Raw genomic sequence first — 22390 nt, 5'->3', positions numbered from 1 at the left:
GGTAAAGCGCCGAAGGCGACCGCGTCGCCCAGCGGCGGCCAGGGCGGCATGGCCCCGGCGTCGCCCAGCGCCACGCCGACACCCTCGGCGTCGACCTCGGCCTCGCCGAGCGCCGCCGCTCCGTCGCCGAGCGCCAGCGCCGAGCCGGTGCCGGCCAGCATCGAGGAGCAGCGCAAGGCCGTCGAGCAGAAGGTCGGCGCCCCCGCCTGGCAGGCCGCCAACGGTCTACAGGCGCCGGCCGACCTGAGCGCCGACCCGTCGCTCGCCGACAAGCTCAAGCCGTTCGGCACGCTGACGCCGCAAGAGGTGGCCGTGCTGCCGGCGCAGATGCAGTTCAACGTGCCGACGATCGGCTGCGCGCAGCTCGACAAGCGCCCCCCGGCGTCGATCTCCGACCCGAAGCAGCAGGTCGTGTCCTGCGAGGACGGCGCGTCGAAGTACCTGCTCGACCAGGCCAAGGTGCTGGGCACCGACGTGGACGACGCCGACGCGGTGCTCGACCAGACCAACGCCTGGGTGGTCAGCCTCGACTTCACCGGCGACGGCCAGGGCAAGTGGACCGCGCTCACCCGTGAGGCGTTCAACAACGAGGGTCAGGCCTGCGACGCGACCGCGCTGGGTCAGGACGGCAAGTGCCGGGTGGCCGTCGTGCTGGACAACGAGATCGTCTCCTCCCCGGAGATCCAGGGCGTGCTGACCGGCAACTCCCAGATCACCGGCAACTTCACCCAGAAGGACGCCAGCGCTCTCGCCGGCCAGCTCCGCTACGGCGCGCTGCCGGTGACCTTCGAGCAGCAGGAGGCGCAGAACGTCACCGCCACGCTGGGTGCCAGCCACCTGCGCGCGGGTCTGCTCGCCGCCGGCATCGGCATGCTGCTGGTCATCATCTACGCGTTCTTCTACTATCGGCTGCTCGGCTCGGTGATCTTCCTGAGCCTGATCCTCTCGGCGCTGCTGGTCTTCGGCGCGCTGGTGGTGCTCGGCCGGCAGATCGGCTTCACGCTCACCCTCGCCGGCATCGCCGGCATGATCGTCTCGCTCGGTGTGGCGGCGGACTCGTTCGTCATCTACTTCGAACGGTTGAAGGACGAGATCCGGGAGGGGCGCAGCCCGCGCAGCGCGGTGCCGCGCGCCTGGATCCGCGCCCGCCGGACGATCATCTCGGCCAACGCGATCACCCTGCTCTCCGCGGTGGTGCTCTACGTGGTCTCGGTCGGCACGGTCAAGGGCTTCGCGTTCGCCCTCGGCCTGGCCACCGTGCTGGACCTGGTGGTGGTCTTCCTCTTCCGGCACCCGATCATGACGATGTTCGCCCGGACCCGGGCGTTCCTTTCTCCGCGGGTCAGCGGTCTGGGTCGGGCACTTCCGGCCCGCACCCAGCAGACTCAGCCCCGCAACCCGCGCGCCAAGGAGGCCTGAGATGGCTGCTAACGGTCTGGCGAGCCGCCTCTACAACGGCGAGGCCGGTCTCAACATCGTCGGTAAGCGCAAGCTCTGGTTCGGCGTCGCCGGGGTCCTGGTCCTGATCGCCATCCTCAGCTTCTCGCTTCGCGGCTTCAGCCTCGGCATCGAGTTCGCCGGCGGTAACTCGTTCCAGGTGCCGGCCAGCGTCGGCACGCTGGAGGACGCCGAGCGGGAGGTCAACTCGGCCCTCGCCACCGAGAACACCGGCGTCGAGGTGGCCACCACGCAGAAGGTCGGCGGCCCCGGTGGCGACTCGTACGAGCTGCGCACGCCGCAGCTCAGCGTCGAGCAGGCCAACTCGGTCAAGGGCCAGATCGCCGAGGACCTCGGCATCGACGTCAACCAGATCAGCAGCAACCAGGTCAGCGAGGCGTGGGGCAGCCAGGTCACCGAGCGGGCCGTGCTCGGTCTGGTCATCTTCATCGCGCTGGTGATGGTCTACCTGATCCTGCGCTTCGAGTGGCGGATGGCCGTCGCCGCCGTGTCCTCGCTGTTCATGAACCTGGTCCTCACCGCCGGCATCTACTCGCTGGTCGGCTTCGAGGTCACCCCGTCGACGATCATCGGCTTCCTCACGATCCTGGGCTTCGCGCTCTACGACGTGGTGGTGGTCTTCGACAAGGTGCAGGAGAACACCCGGGGCATCACCGCCAACAACAACCAGACGTACGGCGAGGCGGCCAACCTGGCCGTCAACCAGAGCCTGATGCGGTCGCTGAACACCTCCGTGGTGGCGCTGCTGCCCGTCGGTGGTCTGCTCTTCATCGGCGCTGGCCTGCTCGGCGCCGGCACGCTGAAGGACCTCGGCCTGGTGCTGTTCGTCGGTATGGCGGTGGCGTTCCTGACGTCCATCCTGGTGGCGACGCCGCTGCTGGCGCTGCTGAAGAACTACGACCCGCGGATCCAGGCGCACAACAAGCGGGTGCTGACCCGACGGGGCGCGTTGGCCCGTGGCGAGCTCACGCCCAAGGGCGCCCCGAGCCCGGCTCAGGCCGACGGAACCGACACGGAACTGGACCCGGACGCGGCCGCGCTGGCCGGCGCGGCACCGAAGGTGGGCGCGCGGCCGGCGGGCAAGCGGCCGACCGGCACCCGGGGCGGTCGCCCCGGTGGCGGCGGCAACCGGCCGGGCGGCGCCAAGCGGCGCTGACCGGCCCCGGGGCGGACCCGGGAGGAAACGCCCGAACGGCGTCCGGCATGCTGTGCGAGCAGCATCGCCGGACGCCGTCGTCGTCGGAAGGAAACGGGGAACAGCCGTGACGGAGACCCACAGCACCGCCGCGCGCGGGGACAGCGGCCCGGAGACCGCCCGGCTGGTGGCCAGCCGGGTGCTGGACGTGCCGGACTTTCCCCAGCCCGGCGTCCTGTTCAAGGACCTGATGCCGCTGTTCGCCGACGGGAAGGTGTTCCGCGAGGTGGTCGACGGGATCGTCGCGTACCACGGGCGGGACGGCTTCGACGTCGTGGTCGGCATCGAGGCGCGGGGGTTCGTCGTCGCGGCGGCCGTCGCGTACGCGGCCGGGGTGGGTGTGGTGCCGGTACGCAAGGCGGGCAAGCTGCCCCGCGTGGCGCACTCGATCTCCTACGCCCTGGAGTACGGCGAGGCCACCCTCGAAGTGCACGAGGACGCCTTCACCGCCGGGCATCGGGCCCTGGTGGTCGACGACGTACTGGCCACCGGTGGCACCGCCGAGGCGACGCTGGATCTGGTGGAGCGGGCCGGCGGGACCGTCACCGGCTTCACCGTGCTGCTGGAGCTCGGCTTCCTGGGCGGCCGGGAGCGGCTGGCGCCGCGTTCCGTGCACGCCCTGCTGACCGTTTGAGCCCGGACCCGTCGGTCGGGCCGGGCGTCGACCGTCCGGCGGAGCGGCAGGGGACCGTCCGTGCGGGTAGCATTGCCCTTTGCTGACGCCGGCGGTACCCCGTCCGGCGGCACGAGACCAGACCGGCCGATGTTCGGTCGGTGTGTTTCCGGCGAGCGGTGAGGAGGCCGGTGTCCCACGATGTCGTCCCTCCGGTGGAGGGCACGGTGCATCCGACAGGCGACGCTGACGGCTCGGTGACCGAGCGGACGGGTGACACGCCGGCCCGGGTGACGGGCAACGGCAACGGCAGAGCCCCGGGCGAGAGCGCGGCGCGCCCGTCCGACGTCGCGTCGGATGCCGTCGAGGCGTCCCCCGGCGCCGACGGGGTGGTGGTTCCGTTCCCGACCGACGCCGGTGTCGACCCGTCGTCGAGTGGCGGGTTCGGGCTGTCCAACGCGCCCACCGGCCGCCGGGTTCGTGCCCGGCTGGCCCGCTTCAACGCCCCGTGGCAGACCTCGCAGGTCAGCGAGGTGCTGGAGCCGCTCATCGCGAGCCATCGGGAAAACCACCCGAAGGCCGACGCGCGGCTGCTCCAGCGTGCCTTCGACACCGCCGCGCGGTGGCACTCCGGGCAGTACCGCAAGTCCGGCGACCCGTACATCACCCACCCGCTCGCGGTGGCGACCATCCTGGGCAACCTGGGGATGGACACCACGACGCTGGTCGCCGCGCTGCTGCACGACACCATCGAGGACACCGAGTACACGCTCGACGCGATGCGCGCCGACTTCGGCGGCGAGGTCGCCCTGCTGGTCGACGGCGTCACCAAGCTCGACAAGGTCAAGCTGGGTGACGCGGCCAAGGCCGAGACGATCCGCAAGATGGTCGTGGCGATGGCCAAGGACCCGCGGGTGCTGGTGATCAAGCTGGCCGACCGGCTGCACAACATGCGCACCCTGACCTTCCTGCCCCGTCCCAAGCAGGAGCAGAAGGCCAAGGAGACGCTGGAGATCCTGGCGCCGCTGGCGCACCGGCTCGGTATGAACACGATCAAGTGGGAGCTGGAGGATCTCGCCTTCGGCACGCTGTTCCCGAAGCGTTACGAGGAGATCAACCGGCTGATCGGGGAACACCAGCCGCAGCGGGAGTCGCTGTTGCGGCAGGTCACCCAGAAGGTCGGCACCGACCTCAAGGCCGCCAAGATCAAGGCGGAGACGACCGGTCGGCCGAAGCACCTCTACTCGATCTACCAGAAGATGATCGTGCGGGGCCGCGACTTCAACGACATCTACGACCTGGTGGGTGTGCGGATCCTGGTCGACACGGTTCGCGACTGCTACGCGGCGCTGGGCGTCATCCACGCCAACTGGCAGCCGGTGCCGGGCCGCTTCAAGGACTACATCGCGATGCCCAAGTTCAACATGTACCAGTCGTTGCACACGACGGTCATCGGGCCCACCGGCAAGCCGGTGGAGATGCAGATCCGCACGTACGCGATGCACCGCACCGCCGAGTTCGGCATCGCCGCGCACTGGAAGTACAAGGAGCACAAGGGCACCCAGATCGTCGGCCCGCCCGCGCACATCGACGAGATGACCTGGCTGCGGCAGTTGCTCGACTGGCAGCGCGAGGCGGCGACCCGAGCGAGTTCCTCGACGCGCTGCGCTTCGACCTGTCCAGCCAGGAGGTGTACGTCTTCACCCCGAAGGGTGACGTCATCCCGCTGCCGACCGGGTCGACGCCTGTGGACTTCGCGTACGCGGTGCACACCGAGGTCGGGCACAAGTGCATCGGCGCGCGGGTCAACGGCAAGCTGGTGCCGCTGGAGTCGACGCTGTCCAACGGCGACGTGATCGAGATCTTCACGTCGAAGTCCGAGACGGCCGGCCCCACGCAGGACTGGCTGGGCTTCGTCAAGAGCCCCCGCGCACGGACGAAGATCCGCCAGTACTTCAACAAGGAGCGCCGCGAGGAGGCGATCGAGGCCGGCAAGGACGCGATCGTCAAGGCCATGCGCAAGCAGGGCATGCCGTTGCAGCGGATGCTCACCTCCGACGCGTTGATGTCGATCGCCCGGGACCTGCACCTGGCCGACGTGGCGTCGCTGTACGCGGCGGTCGGCGACAGTCAGGTCTCCGCCCAGTCGGTCGTGCAGAAGCTGATGGCCGCGTACGGCGGCGAGGAGGGCGCGGCGGAGGACATCGCCGAGACCGCCGTCGCCACCCGGCCGCCGCGCAGCCGGCAGAGCAGCAGCGACCCCGGTGTCGTGGTCCGGGGCGTCAGCGACGTCTGGATCAAGCTGGCGCGCTGCTGCACCCCGGTTCCACCGGACTCGGTGTTCGGCTTCGTCACCCGCTCCGGCGGGGTGAGCGTGCACCGCGACGACTGCGCCAACGCGGAGGACCTGCGCGCGCAGAGCGAGCGGGTCGTCGAGGTGAGCTGGAAGCTCACGTCCGCGTCGACGTTCCTGGTCGCCATCCAGGTCGAGGCCCTGGACCGGCACAAGCTGCTGGCCGACGTCACCCGGGTGCTTTCCGACGAGCGGGTCAACATCCTCTCCGCCACCGTCACCACCACCCGTGACCGGGTGGCGGTGAGCCGGTTCAGCTTCGAGATGGCCGACCCGAAGCACCTGGGCCACCTGCTGGCCACGGTCCGCAAGGTCGACGGCGTGTTCGACGCGTACCGGGTCACCTCCGGCGCCTGACGCGTACCCCGGAAACGACAGCGCCCGCCGGCTCAGCCGGCGGGCGCTTCGTCGTTGCTGGGGCCTCAGCCCTGCGGCGGGCTCATGGTGAGGTCGTTGATGACGACCTCCTTCTTGGGGTGTCCGCCACCGGGCTGCGGGGCGAACGCCCCGTCGTCGCCAGCCTTGCCCACGTCCTTGGCGATGTCCAGGCCGCCGGTGACGGTGCCCAGCACGGTGTACGCCGGGTCCAGCGGCGAGTCGCCGTAGACGATGAAGAACTGGCTGCCGGTGCTGCCCGGCTGCCCGGAGTTGGCCATGGCGATGACACCCTCCGGGTACGGCGGGCGCTTGTCGGTGGGCAGGTTCTCCTCCGGCAGCCGGAAGCTCGGACCACCCGTGCCGTCGGTCTCCCGCCAGCCCTTGCCGGTGGCGCTCGGGTCGCCGCACTGCAGCACCTTGATGCCCTCGGTCACCAGGCGGTGGCACTTGGTGTTGTCGAAGAAGTTCTTGTCCGCGAGGAGGGTGAAGGCCCCCGCCGTGCACGGCACCAGCGACCGGTCGACCTTGGCCGTGATCGGGCCGAGGTTGGTGGTGATCGTCATGGTCTGCACACCCTTGGCGGACTGCTGGTTGCTGGGCAGCCCGACATCCTTGATCTGCGGGGACCGCTGGTCGGCCGGCACCTCGTTGTAGGCGCACTCGGACGCGCCGGCCGCCGGGGCGGCGGTGTCGGTCTTGTCGTCGTCGCCGCCGAGGGTCATGGCCAGCCAGACGGTGCCGGCGACCACGAGCACCAGCACGGCACCCGCGCTGACGATCGCCTGCGTCTGCCGGCGCTTGCGGGCCTTGCCCGCCCGCTCGGCCATCTCCTTCTCGAGCCGGGCGCGTGCCGCCGCGCGCTGCCGCTCTCTGGTGGACGTCACGCCTGGATCCTCCTGGCTGTCTGTTTCCGGGTGCCGCTCGGGTGGGTGGTGCGACCGTCAGCCGGCGCTCGGGCTGCTGGCCGGGGCGCCGGACGGCGACGGTGCCGCGCCGGTGACCGGCTCGCCGACCGTGAGGCTCTGGATCACCACGTCGGTCTTGGGCTTGACCTTCGCCCCGGTCCCATTGTCCACGGTCGGCAGGGCGCCGATCTTCTCCACCACGTCCAGACCGCCGGTGACCCGGCCGATCACCGGGTACTTCGGTTCGGTGGTGGTGAAGTCCTTGAAGAAGATCAGGAACTGGCTGCCGTTGCTGCCCGGCGGGTTGGAGATCATCGCCACGGTCCCCCTGGGGTACGTCGGCGGCTGGCCGGGCGCCGGGCTGGCCGACGGGGACGCCGACGGCACGGTCGGCACGTCCTCGTCGTAGAACGAGTAGGTGGGCCCACCGAGACCGGTGCCGCTGGGGTCGCCACAGCGCAGAGCGCCGTCGGCGGTGATCTCGTGGCACTTGGTGTTGTCGTAGAAGGACCGGCTGGCCAGGTGGGCGATGCTCGCCGCCGCACAGGGCGAGTTGGTCAGGCTCAGCTCCGCGGTGATCGGCGCGCCCTGGTTGGTGGTCACGGTCATCGCCCGGGTGCCGGCGGTGGGCAGATCCTTGGTCGCCGGCGTGCCGACGTCCTTGAGGTTGGTGTTGGCCGTCGCGTCCTGCGGCGTCCAGAGGCAGGTGTCCTCCGCGGCCGTGTTCTGCTTCGGGTCGGAGTCGAACGCCCCGAGCGCCCACGCCGAGCCGGCAACGATCAGCACGAGGACCAGCGCGGCGCCGACCCCGGCCTGGATCTGCCGACGCCGCCGCGTGGCAGCGGCTCGGCGGGCCAACTGCCGGTCAAGCTTGGCCCGCGCCAGTTTGCGCTGCCGGTCCCTGCTGGAAGCCACCCGTGCTCCCCTTTCCTCTACCTGGTCGTCGCCGGCGGCCGGGCGTCCCGGCCCGTCCGGGCGTCACGTGTGCCGCGCCACACGCCCGCCAGAGTGTACGGCTAGCGACTGGGAATGTGGTGTACGAGGTCCACCCCGTCGCGAGCAGCGCTTATCGGGCGATGTCACTGTGCCCGGCGGGGCGGACGGGACGGACGCGACAAACCGGTTCGCCAGGCCGGTTAGGCTGCTGGGCAGGACGACAGTTCGACGGAAGGACAGCGCCCGTGCTCGTGGCCGGCTTTCCCGCCGACGCCTTCGGCACCAACTGCTACGTGGTGGCGACCGCGCCGGGGGAGCAGTGCGTGGTGGTCGACCCCGGCATCGGGGTGCTCGACCAGCTCGACGCGTTGCTCGCCGAGCACCGCCTGCATCCTGCCGCCGTGCTGCTGACCCATGGCCACCTCGACCACACCTTCTCGGTCGCGCCGGTCTGCGGCGCGCGCGGCATCACCGCGTACGTCCACCCCGGCGACCGGGAGATGCTGGCCGACCCCGCCAAGGGTCTCTCCACCGACCTGAGGTCGCTGTTCGGCGGCCGGTTGAGCTACACCGAACCGGAGGACGTGGCGGAACTGACCGACGGCGCCACCCTCACCCTCGCGGGCCTGGAGATCGCCGTCGACCACGCCCCGGGCCATACCGGCGGGTCGGTGCTGTTCCGGCTGCCCGGCGCGGGCTCGGGTTGGGAGGCGGACGAGATCTGCCTCTCCGGCGACGTGCTCTTCGCGGGGTCGATCGGCCGCACCGACCTGCCGGGCGGGAGCATGCCGGCGATGCTCACCAGCCTGCGCGACAAGGTCCTCCCGCTGGCCGACGACACGGTCGTCCTGCCCGGCCACGGCCCCAGCACCACCATCGGCCGCGAGCGCGCCAGCAACCCGTACCTCGTCGAGGTGGCCGGCGCGGGGCCGGCCGCGCCCACCCGGGGCCTCTAGTTCTTTGTCCGCGCCACGCGCGGACCCACGACACCACCGCGCCGCGGGCGCGGGACCGCAAGGAGTACGCCGATGAGCAAGCCCACGCCCATCTCCGGTTTCCCGGAGTGGACCCCCGGCCAGCGGATGATCGAGCAGTACGTGCTCGACCGGATCCGCGCCACCTTCGAGCTGTACGGCTTCGCCCCGCTGGAGACCCGCGCCGTGGAGCCCCTCGACCAGCTCCTGCGCAAGGGCGAGACCTCGAAGGAGGTCTACGTGATCCGGCGGCTGCACGCCGACAGCGAGGGCACCGGCGGCGAGGACCAGCTGGGTCTGCACTTCGACCTGACCGTGCCGTTCGCCCGGTACGTGCTGGAGAACGCCGGCAAGCTGGCCTTCCCGTTCCGCCGCTACCAGATCCAGAAGGTGTGGCGGGGGGAGCGACCGCAGGAGGGGCGGTACCGGGAGTTCGTCCAGGCCGACATCGACATCGTCGACCGGGACACCCTGGCCCCGCACCACGAGGCGGAGATGCCGCTGGTCATCGGGGACGCGCTGCGCTCGCTGCCGATCCCGCCGGTGACGATCCAGGTCAACAACCGCAAGATCTGCGAGGGCTTCTACCGGGGCATCGGGCTGACCGACCCGGAGGCGGCGCTGCGCGCCGTGGACAAGCTCGACAAGATCGGCCCGGCGAAGGTGGCCGAGCTGCTGGCCCAGACGGCCGGGGCGAGCGAGGCGCAGGCCAAGGCGTGCCTGGCGCTGGCCGAGATCTCCGCGCCGGACGCCTCGTTCGCCGATGCCGTCCGCGCGCTGGGGGTCACCGACCCGCTGCTCGACGAGGGCATCGACGAGCTGGTCCGGGTGGTGGAGACCGCCGCCGAGCACGCCCCCGGCCTCTGCGTGGCGGACCTGCGCATCGCCCGCGGACTGGACTACTACACCGGCACCGTCTACGAGACCCAGCTGCGCGGCTACGAGCGGTTCGGCTCGATCTGCTCCGGCGGCCGGTACGACAACCTGGCCAGCGCCGGCGCCACCTCGTACCCGGGGGTGGGGATCTCGATCGGTGTGACCCGGCTGCTCGGGCTGCTCTTCGGCGCGGGCGAGCTGTCCGTCTCGCGTGAGGTGCCGACCGCTGTGCTGGTCGCGGTGACCGCCGAGGAACGTCGTGCGGACAGCAACCGGGTGGCCGAGGCGCTGCGGCGTCGCGGAGTGCCGACCGAGGTGTCGCCGAGCGCGGCGAAGTTCGGCAAGCAGATCCGCTACGCGGAGCGGCGCGGCATCCCGTACGTGTGGTTCCCGGGCGCCGACGGCGCGGCCGACGAGGTGAAGGACATCCGCTCCGGCGAGCAGGTCACGGCCGATGCGGGGGAGTGGATGCCGCCCCGGGAGGACGTCAAACCGGCGGTCAGGTGAGTCTCAGAACTGGCGCGTACGGCCGCGGGGACCTACGGTAGCGTAAGTTACGCCACCGTAGGGAGCTTCTCGTGACCATGAGCACCGCACTGAGCCAGACCGCACTCCTCGTCGAGTTGGAGCCGGTGGTCGCCCGCAACCTGGACCGCCACCTCTCGCTGGCCAAGGAGTGGTTCCCGCACGAGTACGTGCCGTGGAGCGAGGGACGCACCTTCGACGGGCCGCTCGGCGGCGAGGCGTGGTCGCCGACCGACTCGACCATCCCCGATGTGGCCCGTACCGCGCTGATCGTCAACCTGCTGACCGAGGACAACCTGCCCTCGTACCACCACGAGATCGCCACCCTGTTCGGCCGGGACGGCGCGTGGGGCACGTGGGTGCACCGGTGGACCGCGGAGGAGGGCCGGCACGGCACGGCCATCCGTGACTACCTGACGGTCAGCCGGGCGGTCGACCCGGTGGCGCTGGAGCGGGCCCGGATGACGCACATGTCCGCCGGCTACGTCAACGCGCACGACGACGAGGTGCTGCACTCGCTGGCGTACGTCTCGTTCCAGGAGCTGGCCACCCGGATCTCGCACCGCAACACCGGCAAGGCCACCGGTGACCCCGTCTGCGAGGCGTTGCTGGCCCGGGTCGCCGCCGACGAGAACCTGCACATGGTCTTCTACCGCAACCTGCTGGCCGCGGCCTTCGAGTTGGCCCCGAGCCAGGCCATGCGGGCCGTCGCCGACGTGGTGGCCAATTTCCAGATGCCGGGCAACGGCATCGACGGTTTCGCCCGCAAGTCGGTGGCGATCGCCCTGGCCGGCATCTACGACCTGCGTCAGCACCGCGACGAGGTGCTCCAGCCGGTGCTGCGCCAGTGGGACGTGTTCAACGTGACCGGCCTGGACGCCGACGGCGAAGCAGCCCGCGAGCAGCTGGCCACCCAGCTGGAGGACCTGGACCGGGCGGCGACCCGCTTCGAGGAGAAGCGCGACGCCCGAGCGGCCCGCCTGGCCCTGCGCTGAACCCCGGCTCCCGCAGGGCCTTCGGCCTCACGCTGTTGACCATGAAGTTATTGCCCAGCGCGTCGGCGTGTCATGGCGATAACTTCATGATCAATCCAGCGGAGGCGGGGTCAGGCGGGGGTCAGGCGGGATCCAGGGGGAGCAGGAGGCAGGTGCTTGTCGCGTGGGCTATCAGGCGGTTGCCGGCGTCGGTGATGCGGGCTTCGGCCAGGGCCGTGCGGCGACCGCTTTGCAGCACCGTGCCCTCGCACCGCAACGTGCCGCTGTCCACCGTGACCGGGCGGAGGAACTTCACGTTCAGGTCCAGCGAGGTGTAGCCGATGCCGGCGGGCAGCATGGTGTGCACGGCGCAGCCGGCGGCGGTGTCCAGCAGCGTCGAAATGACCCCACCGTGGACGGTGCCCAAGGGGTTGTAGTGGAACTCCTGCGGGATCAGCTCGACGACGACCCGCCCCTCGTCGGCCTCCATTCGCGCCATGTCGATCAGGTGCATCACCGGCGGCGCGGCCAGCTCGCCGGCGATTATCGCGCGGAGCATGTCGATGCCGCTGCGCCGACCGACCTGCGCCGCGTTGGCGGCCGGGTCCGACCAGGTGAAGGTACGGCTGCGCGCCGGCTCCTGCGTCTGTGTCATGGACGCAGCGTGGCAGTCCGTTGCTGAGTCTGTCAATGAGACTTAGCCTGGTCGGATGAGACCCGCGGCACTGGACTGGTCGGTGGACAACTGCACCATCACCCGAGCGATGGCGATCCTCGGTGAGCGGTGGACGCTGGTGGTGCTCCGCGAGGTGTTCAACGGCGTACGGCGCTTCGACGACATGCGGGTGCGCACCGGCATCCCGCGTCAGGTGCTCACCAACCGGCTGGCCTCCCTGGTCGAGCAGGGTGTGCTGCGTCGCGAGCCGTACCGGGAGCCGGGCAGCCGGCTGCGCCACGAGTACCGGCTGACCGAGAAGGGCCTGGACCTGTGGCCGGTGCTGGTCGCCGTGCTCGGCTGGGGCGACCGGTACCTCGCCGATCCGGAGGGCTCGCCGCTGAGCGTGGGGCACCGCGACTGCGCAGCGGAGGTACGCGTCGAGCTGCGCTGCGCCGACGGGCACGAGGTCGTCGACCCCCGCGACGTGTTGCCCCGCCCGGGTCCGGGCGCCCGCCGCCGTACCCCCTGACGCCGGCGGGCCGTCACCCCGGCCCCGGTCGCGCGACGCCCTAACACATCGATGAACATGCGTGTCCGAAACGGATCCGGCGGTGGTTCGGTGTGACGGCTGGTGTCGGCGAGCGTGTCAGCGGTGTTGCGGACATGTGGCCGCTGAGGGTCGGCGAATCCGGGCGAATCCAAGTCTTGTCAATGATCTTAAGCATGTGAATACTTCATTGCACTCGGCCGGTTTCCCCAGATCGGCCGGGTTGCCCTCGGGTCAGCCGCCCCCGGCGAGACCCGGTATCCCCCGCCCAGGAGGTTTGTTACATGCGACCCACGAGGTCATCGTTCCGCGTCGCGGCCACCGTCGCCGTGGCCGGAAGCCTGGTCGTCGGCACGCTCATCGGCGCACCCGCCCAGGCCGCCCCGCCGCCTCGCCCGACGCCGCCGCCGCCCTCTCCGCTCAGCTCGGCTACCGCTCGGCCGGCTCGTACATCGACGCCAGCGGCCGGTCCGTCGTCACCGTCACCGACGCGGCCGCCGCCCGCAAGGCGAGCAACGCCGGAGCCGTCGTCCGGTACGTCACCCGCGGCGCCGCCGAGCTCAACCGGGCCACCGCCGAGCTGGAGCGCTCCGCGAAGATCCCGGGCACCGCCTGGTGGAGCGACCCGGTCACCAACCAGGTCGTCGTCTCCGTCGACAGCACCGTCACCGGTGCCAAGCTGGAGCGGGTGAAGGCCGCGGCCGCGCGGGCCAACGGCGCGGTGCGCATCGAGGCCGAGGCCGGCGTGCTGAGCACCCGGATCTCCGGTGGCCAGGCCATCTACGCTGGCGGCGGCGGACGCTGCTCGCTCGGCTTCAACGTGCGCAGCGGCAGCACCTACTACTTCGTCACCGCCGGGCACTGCACCAACATCTCCGCGAGCTGGTACTCGAACTCCGGCCAGACCGCGCTGATCGGCACCCGTACCGGCACCAGCTTCCCGGGCAACGACTACGGCATCGTGCGGCACAGCAACTCGGCCAACGCCGCCGGCAACGTCTACCTCTACAACGGCAGCTACCGGGACATCACCGGCGCCGGCAACGCCTCGGTCGGCCAGTCGGTGCAGCGCTCCGGCAGCACCACCGGCCTGCGCAGCGGCTCGGTGAACGCGACCAACGCCACGGTGAACTACGCCGAGGGCTCGGTCTCCGGCCTGATCCGCACCAACGTCTGCGCCGAGCCGGGCGACAGCGGCGGCTCGCTGTTCAGCGGCAGCACCGCCCTGGGCATGACCTCCGGCGGCAGTGGCAACTGCAGCAGCGGCGGCACGACCTACTTCCAGCCCGTCACCGAGGCCCTGAGCCGCTACGGCGTCAGCGTCTTCTGATCGACGCACCGCACGCGGCCGCCGGAGCACTCCGGCGGCACGTCGCGCGTGGGGCCCGCCTCACGCCAGCCGATCGGTCCCGTCCGCTGGCCGCACGGGATCCGGGGGTACGACACCGGGCAGAGCCGGACCGACGGGCGAGGCGCCGGTGGCCCACGCCAGGTGCGCCCGCCGGGCCGACAGCACCGCCAACAACGGCCAGAGCGACACGGCAACCGCCGTCACCCGCTCGGCCAACCCCGTGCGTGACCCGCTGGTCACCTCGAACGCGCACCAGCCGAACAGGGCGAGCAGCACGACCGTGGCGCTCAACCCCACGGCCCGGCGGAACGCCCACGGCGGCTGCGGAACCTCCGGACGCGCGGCGTCCGGGCCGTGCGGCAGCCGCAGCGCCGAGCCGGCCGGCCACAGCGCCAGGGCGAGCACGGCCACCGTCGCCGCGATGCCGTGGCTGAGCGAACCTCCCACCGGCGGCCGGGGAAAGGCCACCAGCGCGATGGTGGCCACCCCACCGACCGCGAGCAGGAACCGGCTGGGCAACCCGGCCGCGTGCAACACGGCGGCGACCGACAGATAACAGCAGCCGAGCAGCACCAGGGCCCCGACCATGATCCAGGCGTCGGTGGCGTCCTGGCCCGCCAGCTCGCTGATGGTGTCCCGGACCGGGTCGTACCCGGTGGGCTGCCGCGCCTGCGCGACCGTCCAGCCGGTCACCAGCAGCACGGGTGCGGCCGCCGCCGCGGCGACGGCCCAGGTCGGTACGGCGCGCATTTCGCCACGTTAACCGCCGAGAGAGCCGATTGAGTCGGGTTCGCCCGCCCGTCCCCGTCGGCCAATCGCGCCGGCCTGTCGGGTGCCCGGAGGCGGGCCGGCCACCCCTGACAGAATGCCGGTGAGGACTGTTCCACGATGAGGAGTTGCCAGCCGTGATCCGTACCCACAATGCCGGAAGCCTGCGCGCGACGGACGCCGGCACGACGGTGACGCTCGCCGGGTGGGTGGCCCGCCGACGCGACCACGGCGGCGTCATCTTCGTCGACCTGCGCGACGGCTCCGGCGTGGTCCAGGTGGTGTTCCGCGAGGAGGACGCGCACGCGCTGCGCAACGAGTTCTGCGTGAAGGTCGTCGGCGAGGTGACCCGCCGCCCGGACGGCAACGAGAACCCCGAGCTGCCCACCGGCGAGGTCGAGGTGACGGCCGCCGAGCTGGAGGTGCTCTCCGAGGCGGCCCCGCTGCCGCTGCCGGTGGACGACCAGGTCGAGGCCGGTGACGACATCCGGCTCAAGTACCGCTACCTGGACCTGCGCCGCAGTGGCCCGGCGAACGCGCTGCGGCTGCGGTCGCGGGCCAGCCAGCTCGCCCGGGGGGTGCTGCACGAGCGGGACTTCCTGGAGATCGAGACGCCGACGCTCACCCGGTCGACGCCCGAGGGCGCCCGCGACTTCCTGGTGCCGGTGCGCCTGCAGCCCGGCAGCTGGTACGCGCTGCCGCAGTCGCCGCAGCTGTTCAAGCAGCTGCTGATGGTCGGCGGCATGGAGCGGTACTACCAGATCGCCCGCTGCTACCGCGACGAGGACTTCCGCGCCGACCGGCAGCCGGAGTTCACCCAGCTCGACATCGAGATGTCCTTCGTCACCGAGGACGACGTGATCGACCTCGGCGAGGCGATCGTCTCGGCGCTCTGGAAGGACCTGGCCGGGCACGAGATCAGCCGGCCGATTCCGCGGATCACCTGGCACGACGCGATGGCCCGCTACGGCTCGGACAAGCCGGACCTGCGTTACGGCGTGGAGCTGACCGAGCTGACCGAGTACCTGCGCGGCACCGAGTTCCGGGTCTTCGCCGGTGCGATCGACGCGGGCGGCTACGTCGGCGCGGTGGTGATGCCGGGCGGTGCGGCGCAGAGCCGCAAGGAGTTGGACGGCTGGCAGGACTGGGCCAAGGCGCGCGGCGCGCGTGGCCTGGCGTACGTGGTGCTGGACGCCGAGACCGGCGAGGCGCGCGGCCCGGTGGCGAAGAACCTCTCCGCCGAGCACCTGGCTGGGCTCGCCGACGCGGTCGGCGCCAAGCCGGGCGACGCGGTCTTCTTCGCCGCGAGCGCCACCACCCGGGAGGCGCAGGAGCTGCTCGGCGCGGCCCGCATCGAGATCGCCAAGCGGGCCGGGCTGGTCGACGAGAGCGCCTGGGCGTTCTGCTGGGTGGTCGACGCGCCGATGTTCGAGCCGGCCTCCGAGCAGGAGAACGGCCGGGCGGGTGGCTGGACGGCCGTGCACCACCCGTTCACCTCGCCGAACGCCGAGTGGGCGGACCGGTTCGAGGAGGCGCCGGACCGGGCCCTGGCGTACGCCTACGACATCGTCTGCAACGGCAACGAGATCGGTGGCGGATCGATCCGTATCCACCGGGGTGACGTGCAGAAGCGGGTCTTCGACCTGCTCGGCATCACCCCCGAGGAGGCGCAGGACAAGTTCGGCTTCCTGCTGGAGGCGTTCAAGTACGGCGCGCCGCCGCACGGTGGCATCGCCTTCGGCTGGGACCGGATCTGCATGCTGCTCGCCGGCGCGGACTCCATTCGCGAGGTCATCGCCTTCCCGAAGACCCGGGGTGGCTTCGACCCGCTGACCGGCGCGCCGACCCCGATCACCGCCCAGCAGCGCACCGAGGCCGGCATCGACGCCAAGCCCAAGCCCCCGGCAACCGCCCACACCGGCACGGCAGGCCCCGCCGCCCCGGTGGCCGATCCGGTCTGACCCACCCCTGTTACTTGGTTGATCAAGAGGTTTGCGTCATCATCGCCCGGCGGGATGACGCAAACATCTTGATCAACGGCGGGGGAGTGGGTTGGCGTGCGGGTGCTTGTTGTCGGGGGTAGTGGTTTTCTGGGGCGGGAGGTCTGTCGGCGGGCCGTCGGCCTCGGGTGGTCCGTGGTCGGGACCTTCCACTCCGGTGCGATCGCCGTCGGGGGTGTGGCGGCCCGGCGGCTGGATGTGACGGACCGGGCCGCGGTGCGCGCGCTGGTCGCCGAGGTGCGCCCGGACGCCGTGGTCGGGACCCCCTACCGGTACGGGCACTGGGCGGTCACCGCCGACGGGGCGGCGCACGTGGCCGTGGCCGCCGCCGAGCGGAACGCCCGACTGGTGCACGTCTCCAGCGACGCGCTGCACGCCGGCCGTCCGGTGCCGTACGCCGACGACGAACCACCCACGCCGGTGCACGCGTACGGCGCCGCGAAGGCCGCGGCCGAGACCGCCGTGCGGGCGGTCGACCCCGGCGCGGCAGTGGTGCGGACCTCCCTGATCGTGGGGGAGGGCAGCAAGCAGATCCAGCTCTGCCGGGACGCGCTCGCCGGCCGGGCCACCCTGTTCAGCGACGAACTCCGCTGCCCGATCGACGTCACCGACCTGGCCGACGCCGTGCTGGAGCTGGTCGCCTCGCCGTACGCCGGTCTGCTCAACGTGGCCGGCAGCGACGCGGTCAGCCGGGCGGAGCTGGGCCGGTTGGTCGCCGAGCGGTTCGGCCTGGACACGGCGGGGTTGAAGACGACCACCAGCGCGGCCACCGGCCTGGTCCGTCCCCTGGACGTGCGACTCGATTCCACGCGTGCCGGTGGTCTGCTGCGCACGCGGCTGCGGGGAGTGCGCGAAGTCCTGGCCGGCTGAACTCCCGACACCTCGCACACGTTCTATGCACAACTCTTGTGCAGAGGAAGTGTGCAGAGATAGTGTGCAGGCATGGCGAACGACGGATCGAGCCCACGACCGGCTCCCCGCGAGGTACGAATCGACAAGAGGCAGGTCCGGGTGTTGGCGCACCCGCTGCGGATGCGGCTGGTCGGGGCGCTGCGCGTGAACGGGCCCGCCACCGCCACCACCCTCGCCGAGCTGCTCGGCACCAACACCGGCGCGACCAGCTACCACCTGCGCCAACTCGCCGAGGTCGGGCTGGTCATCGAGGATCCCGAGCGGGGCAGTGGACGGCAGCGCTGGTGGCAGGCCGCGCACGACGTCACCAACTGGGACCCGAGCGACTTCGACGACGACCCCGACGCCCGGGCCGCAATCGAGTGGATCCAGGGCGACCAGGTGCGTCTTCTCGCCGAAAGCGCCGAAAGCTGGTTCGCCGGCCAGCACGAATGGTCCCAAGCCTGGCGGGACGCCTTCGGCATGAGCGACATCTTCATGACCATCCCGCCGGCCCGGCTCAAGGAGCTCACGGCGGAGGTGTGGCAGGTGCTGGAGCGGTACCACCGCGAGGCCGACTCCGCCGGCTCCGCCGACCCGCAGGCCCGCCCGGTCCAGGTCTTCCTGCCGCCTACCCGTTGCGCGAGGGCCTCCGGTGAGCGCGCTGACCGTAAGCCAGGTCCGGTTCCGCTACCTCACGCTGTACGGCCTGCGCTGGCTGCCCACGGGTCTGATGATCCCGGTGATGATCCTGCTGATGCAGGAGCGCGGCCTGTCACTGCCGCAGATCGGCCTGGTCGGCACCGCGCAGGGGTTGCTGGTGCTGGCGCTGGAGCTGCCCACCGGCGGGCTGGCCGACGCCCTCGGCCGCCGACCCGTCCTGCTCGCCGCCGGGGCACTCAACCTCGCCTCCCTGGCGCTGTTCGCGGTGGCCGACTCGTTCGCGCTGTTCTTCCTGGTCTGGGCCTTGCAGGGCGTCTACCGAGCGTTGGACAGCGGACCGCTGGAGTCCTGGTACGTCGATTCCACCCTGGCCGCCGACCCGCAGGCCGAGTACGAGCGCGGCCTCGGGTACGCCGGCACCGTCATCGGCGGCGCCATCGGCGCCGGCGCGCTGCTCAGTGGTGGCCTTGTCGCGCTCGGTCCGCTCGGGCCGGTCAGCGCGCTCACCGTGCCCGTGCTGGTCGCCATCGTCGCGCAGGCGGCGGCGCTGGTCGCGTTGCTCGTCCTGCTGGTCGAACGACGACCCTCCACCGGGGCCGCGGCGCTCTGGGCCTCGGTGACGCAGGCGCCCCGGATGATCGGCCAGGCCGTCGGGCTGCTGCGTCGATCCCGGGTGCTGCTGGCCCTGGTCGCGGTGGAGCTGTTCTGGGGCTTCGGCATGATCACCTTCGAGTCCCTGCTGCCGGTACGGCTCGCCGAGGTGGTCGGCGACCCGGAACGCGCCGCCGCGCTGCTCGGGCCGGCCAACTCGGCTGCCTGGATCGCCTCGGCGGCCGGCGCGGCACTGACCCCGTTGCTGCTGCGCTGGCTCGGCGCCGCGCCGGGCGCGCCCTGCTGCGCGTCGTGCAGGGCGTGACGGTGGTCGGGATGGGGCTGTTCGCCGGGCCGGTCGGGGTGCTCGTGGCCTATCTGGCCTGCTACGCCGTGCACGGCGCGTCGAACCCGCTGCACAGTGGCCTGTTGCACCGGCAGGTCGACGGCCCGTACCGGACCAGTGTGCTCTCCCTGAACTCGATGATGGCGCAGCCGGCCGCCGCGCTCGGCGGGGTGGTGCTGACCGCGCTCGCCGCCGCGACCAGCGTGAGCACCGCGATGGTGGTCGGCGCCGTGGTGCTGGCCGTCGCCGCCCCGCTCTACCTGCCCGCCTGGCGGGCCGGCCGGTTGGCCGTCGCGGACCCGACCGACCCGTCCGTGGTTCCCGCACCCGCCGAGCAGCACGCCACCCGTTAGGCGGGGCGTACTCAGGCGAGTCGGATCGAGGTGAGGTGGTGGGTGTTGGTGAACCCGAGCCGTCGGTAGAGGCGTACCGCCCCGACGTTGTCGGGGTAGACGCCGAGCCCGACGGTGTCGTGGCGGGTCAGCAGCGCGCGGGTCATCGCGGCGGTCAGCGCCGCACCCAACCCGCGTCCGCGCTGGTCGGGGGCCACGGTCAGACCGGCCAGGAAACCGATGTCACCCCGGCCGCGGTCCGCGCCGCAGGCCACGAGCCGACCGCCGGCCCGGATGCCGTACCAGTCGACCACCCGTGGATCACCCGGCCGGGAGGTGGTGGTCGGGAACGCCTCGTCGATCAGTGCGTCGAGCGCCGGATGGTCGGCCTCGGTGAGCCGGACGACCCGCTGCTCGTGCGGCTGCGTCGGCGGCGCCGCGGCGGTCCAGTGGAAGTCCCAGTCGGCGTGTTCGGCCACCGCCAACCGGCCGGCCACCAGGTCGGGATCGAGCCGGGGCAGGTGCAGCCGGTGCTCCGGCCGCAGCACCCCGTCGGCGACCAGCGCGACGACAAGGTCGAGTACCGGTCCGGCGGGTCCGATCGCGTCGGCGCCGGGACCGCGCTCGGGCGGCAACAACCAGAGCACCGCGCCGCCGCGCCGGTAGGCGCGCGCCGGCACGTCGCGCCAGAGCGCGTGCCGTGCGAACGGGTGGTGACCGGCGGCGGCCAGGACGTCGGCCCGGTCGTGGAGCACCTGGTCGTCGATGATCATGGCGTCCAGCCTAGGAGCCGGGGAACGGGGGAGCGCGCCGGGTCGGAGGCGACCGCCCTGATCCACCGTGGAGATTGACGAGTCGACCGATTGGGTACATCACGCGCCGACCTACTGGGAACCCCCACCGGAGGACCGACATGCTCGCCATTCTCGCGGCCATCGTCTTTGGCTTTGCCCTGCTGCTCGACCTGCTCAACACCGATTTCGGCGCGCCGGACCTGTTCAACTGGAACACGCTCGTGCTGATCGGGTTGCTCCTGCTCTCGCTCTACCTGGCCGGCGTGGGCAGCGGCCCGCGCGGCGGTGGCGGCGGTGGCGGCGGTCGCTGGTACCGAGGCCGTCGCCCCGGCCGTGGCTGACCGGAACCGATCATCGGTGGCGGGCCTGCGGCGCGATTCCGGCGCCGTGGGCCCGGCCCGGTACTGTCTTCGTGATGGAGTCCGACGCCCTCTTCTCCCTTGGTGCCCCCGCCGGGCCGCGTAACGCGCCCGACGGTCCCACCGGTGTCGACGGGTTCACTCCGGTAGCAGACGATTCGCCCCTGCCCGTCCGGATGCGCCCCGCGACCCTCGACGAGCTGGTCGGGCAGGACCACCTGCTCGCCCCCGGGGCGCCGCTGCGGCAACTGGTCTCCGGTGGCGCGCCGATGTCGGTCATCCTCTGGGGACCCCCGGGCAGCGGCAAGACCACCATCGCGCACCTGGTCGCCGCGGCCACCGACCGCCGGTTCGTCGCCATGTCGGCGCTCTCCGCCGGGGTCAAGGACGTCCGGGCCGTGATCGAGACGGCCCGCCGCCAGCGCCGCTCGGGCGGCCCGCAGACCGTGCTGTTCATCGACGAGGTGCACCGGTTCAGCAAGACCCAGCAGGATTCGCTGCTCGCCGCCGTCGAGGACCGCACGGTCACGTTGCTGGCGGCCACCACGGAGAACCCCTACTTCTCGGTCATCTCCCCGCTGCTGTCACGGTGCGTCCTGCTCACGCTGCAACCGCTCGACGACGAGGCGGTGCGGGGCCTGCTGCGTCGCGCGGTCGCCGACGAGCGTGGCCTCGGCGGCACGCTCACCCTGGCTGGCGACGCCGAGGACCACCTCGTCCGGCTCGCCGCCGGCGACGTACGCAAGGCGCTGACCGCGCTGGAGGCGGCGGCCGCCTCCGCCATGGCGCTCGGCACCGGACGGATCGACCTCGCCACCGCCGAGCAGGCCGTTGACGTGGCGGCGGTGCGCTACGACCGCGACGGCGACGCCCACTACGACGTGGTCAGCGCGTTCATCAAGAGCATGCGCGGCTCGGACGTGGACGCCGCGGTGCACTGGCTGGCCCGCATGCTGGTCGCCGGCGAGGACGCCCGGTTCATCGCCCGTCGACTGGTCATCTTCGCCAGCGAGGACGTGGGCATGGCCGACCCCGGCGCGTTGGGTGTGGCCACCGCCGCCGCGCACGCGGTCGAGTACGTGGGGCTGCCCGAGGCGCAGCTGAACCTGGCCCAGGCGGTGATCCACCTGGCCACCGCGCCGAAGTCGAACTCGGCCACCACCGCCATCGGCGCCGCGATCGCCGACGTACGGGCCGGCCGTGGTGGGCCGGTGCCGCGCGGTCTGCGCGACGCGCACTACGCCGGCGCCCGAGGGCTGGGCCACGGGACCGGCTACCGCTACCCGCACGACGACCAGCGGGGCGTGGTTACCCAGCAGTACGTTCCCGACGACCTCGTGGGCACCGACTACTACCGGCCGAGCCCGCACGGGGCGGAGCGGTCGGTGGCCACCCGGCTGCCGCTGCTGCGCCGCATCGTGCGCGGGCTGCCCGCCCCGGCCACCCGCCCGGAGACCCCGACGGGTGGGCAGCGCGTAACGGAGCAGATCGCGCCAGCGCCTGCTGGCGAGAACGGTCGCCCGACGACGGACACGGGTGGCGCCGGCACGATGCAGGACAGCGGCACGAACGCCGCAGGAGAGGGTCAATAGTGAAATCGCGTGGTGCGGACCGCCCGGACGAGAGCCCGGACGAGCGGCGCGATACCCGCCCCAAGGGCCGCCGCTGGGGTCGAGGCCGAGCCGAGGCCGAGCCGGAGGAGCCGGTGTCGGGTGAGGAGTTCGGCTGGATCGACGACCTGCGCTCAGCCAAGCAGCAACGCACGGAGCTCGGCCCCGAGGGCGCCGCGGCGGAGGCCACCGGCCCGCGCGGTGGCGCGCCGGCGCCGCCCATCCCGCCCGACGGCCGAAGGGGTGACCCAGACGGCGCCGCCGCGCGACGTCCCGTGGACGGACCATGGCCG

Annotated in this window: 17 protein-coding genes and 4 pseudogenes; 16 read left to right on the top strand and 5 right to left on the bottom strand. The window is 71.9% G+C overall.

The features are described 5' to 3' along the window. The 4 genes and pseudogenes from secD to JNW91_RS18660 form a co-directional block, all read left to right on the top strand. Window positions 1-1419 (top strand): protein translocase subunit SecD (gene secD, locus JNW91_RS18675; RefSeq protein ID WP_203176837.1); only part of this gene is annotated, 1419 nt, incomplete at its 5' end. 1 nt (window position 1420) lies between these two features. After that, window positions 1421-2614 (top strand): protein translocase subunit SecF, encoded by a 1194-nt coding sequence (gene secF, locus JNW91_RS18670; RefSeq protein ID WP_203176836.1) that lies wholly within the window; start codon window positions 1421-1423, stop codon window positions 2612-2614. Between the two features lie 106 nt (window positions 2615-2720). After that, window positions 2721-3287: an adenine phosphoribosyltransferase gene (locus tag JNW91_RS18665; protein WP_203176835.1), complete on the top strand. Its 567-nt coding sequence runs from the start codon at window positions 2721-2723 to the stop codon at window positions 3285-3287. A gap of 194 nt (window positions 3288-3481) precedes the next feature. Beyond that, window positions 3482-5976 (top strand): annotated as a pseudogene (locus JNW91_RS18660) (RelA/SpoT family protein). Between the two features lie 65 nt (window positions 5977-6041). On the opposite strand, the gene JNW91_RS18655 reads toward JNW91_RS18660, so the two are convergent. Both JNW91_RS18655 and JNW91_RS18650 read right to left on the bottom strand, forming a co-directional pair. Continuing rightward, on the bottom strand, window positions 6042-6881 hold the full coding sequence (locus JNW91_RS18655; protein WP_203176834.1) for a peptidylprolyl isomerase: 840 nt from the start codon (window positions 6879-6881) through the stop codon (window positions 6042-6044). A gap of 57 nt (window positions 6882-6938) precedes the next feature. After that, on the bottom strand, window positions 6939-7817 hold the full coding sequence (locus tag JNW91_RS18650; RefSeq protein WP_203176833.1) for a peptidylprolyl isomerase: 879 nt from the start codon (window positions 7815-7817) through the stop codon (window positions 6939-6941). A 266-nt stretch (window positions 7818-8083) separates the two neighbouring features. On the opposite strand from JNW91_RS18650, the gene JNW91_RS18645 reads away from it, so the two are divergent. The 3 genes from JNW91_RS18645 (at window position 8084) to JNW91_RS18635 (ending at window position 11208) form a co-directional block, all read left to right on the top strand. Further along, window positions 8084-8794 carry an MBL fold metallo-hydrolase gene (locus JNW91_RS18645; protein WP_203176832.1) on the top strand — a complete coding sequence of 237 codons (711 nt, stop codon included), beginning with the start codon at window positions 8084-8086 and terminating at the stop codon, window positions 8792-8794. A 72-nt stretch (window positions 8795-8866) separates the two neighbouring features. Continuing rightward, window positions 8867-10195, top strand: coding sequence for a histidine--tRNA ligase (hisS, locus tag JNW91_RS18640; protein ID WP_203176831.1), 1329 nt, complete (start codon window positions 8867-8869; stop codon window positions 10193-10195). Window positions 10196-10272: 77 nt separating this feature from the next. Beyond that, a complete protein-coding gene (locus JNW91_RS18635) occupies window positions 10273-11208 on the top strand; it encodes an acyl-ACP desaturase (RefSeq protein WP_203176830.1) in 936 nt (311 codons plus the stop codon). Window positions 11209-11329: 121 nt separating this feature from the next. On the opposite strand, the gene JNW91_RS18630 is transcribed toward JNW91_RS18635, so the two are convergent. Further along, window positions 11330-11842, bottom strand: coding sequence for a PaaI family thioesterase (locus tag JNW91_RS18630; RefSeq protein ID WP_203176829.1), 513 nt, complete (start codon window positions 11840-11842; stop codon window positions 11330-11332). Between the two features lie 55 nt (window positions 11843-11897). Here JNW91_RS18630 and JNW91_RS18625 point away from each other — a divergent pair, with 55 nt between their 5' ends. Further along, entirely contained in the window at window positions 11898-12374 is a 477-nt protein-coding gene (locus JNW91_RS18625) for a winged helix-turn-helix transcriptional regulator (RefSeq protein ID WP_203176828.1), read from the top strand. 302 nt (window positions 12375-12676) lie between these two features. Next, window positions 12677-13722: pseudogene (locus JNW91_RS18620) on the top strand (S1 family peptidase). 60 nt (window positions 13723-13782) lie between these two features. On the opposite strand, the gene JNW91_RS18615 reads toward JNW91_RS18620, so the two are convergent. Next, window positions 13783-14493, bottom strand: coding sequence for a DUF998 domain-containing protein (locus JNW91_RS18615; RefSeq protein WP_203176827.1), 711 nt, complete (start codon window positions 14491-14493; stop codon window positions 13783-13785). Window positions 14494-14648: 155 nt separating this feature from the next. Between JNW91_RS18615 and aspS the strand changes: the two genes are divergently transcribed. The 4 genes and pseudogenes from aspS (at window position 14649) to JNW91_RS18595 (ending at window position 19355) form a co-directional block, all read left to right on the top strand. Beyond that, window positions 14649-16472 (top strand): aspartate--tRNA ligase, encoded by a 1824-nt coding sequence (aspS, locus tag JNW91_RS18610; RefSeq protein ID WP_203176826.1) that lies wholly within the window; start codon window positions 14649-14651, stop codon window positions 16470-16472. Window positions 16473-16568: 96 nt separating this feature from the next. After that, on the top strand, window positions 16569-17381 hold the full coding sequence (locus JNW91_RS18605; RefSeq protein WP_203176825.1) for an SDR family oxidoreductase: 813 nt from the start codon (window positions 16569-16571) through the stop codon (window positions 17379-17381). A 72-nt stretch (window positions 17382-17453) separates the two neighbouring features. Continuing rightward, window positions 17454-18029: pseudogene (locus tag JNW91_RS18600) on the top strand (ArsR/SmtB family transcription factor); the annotation flags it as partial. A 28-nt stretch (window positions 18030-18057) separates the two neighbouring features. Then, a pseudogene (locus JNW91_RS18595) lies at window positions 18058-19355 on the top strand (MFS transporter). A gap of 11 nt (window positions 19356-19366) precedes the next feature. Here the strand turns inward: JNW91_RS18595 and JNW91_RS18590 are convergent. Next, complete coding sequence (locus JNW91_RS18590; RefSeq protein ID WP_203176824.1) at window positions 19367-20107, bottom strand: GNAT family N-acetyltransferase; 741 nt, start codon at window positions 20105-20107, stop codon at window positions 19367-19369. Window positions 20108-20247: 140 nt separating this feature from the next. On the opposite strand from JNW91_RS18590, the gene JNW91_RS18585 reads away from it, so the two are divergent. The 3 genes from JNW91_RS18585 to JNW91_RS32445 all read left to right on the top strand — a co-directional run. Continuing rightward, entirely contained in the window at window positions 20248-20469 is a 222-nt protein-coding gene (locus JNW91_RS18585; protein WP_053658556.1) for a hypothetical protein, read from the top strand. A gap of 74 nt (window positions 20470-20543) precedes the next feature. Beyond that, a complete protein-coding gene (locus tag JNW91_RS18580) occupies window positions 20544-22079 on the top strand; it encodes a replication-associated recombination protein A (protein WP_203176823.1) in 1536 nt (511 codons plus the stop codon). Beyond that, on the top strand, window positions 22079-22390 hold a 312-nt coding region (locus tag JNW91_RS32445; RefSeq protein WP_238425250.1), incomplete at its 3' end, for a hypothetical protein. The genes JNW91_RS18580 and JNW91_RS32445, both read left to right, overlap by 1 nt.

It is taken from the genome of Micromonospora parastrephiae, assembly GCF_016802865.1.
In the GTDB taxonomy this organism is placed as follows: domain Bacteria; phylum Actinomycetota; class Actinomycetes; order Mycobacteriales; family Micromonosporaceae; genus Micromonospora; species Micromonospora parastrephiae.
This window is presented reverse-complemented; position numbering and strand designations above follow the sequence as displayed.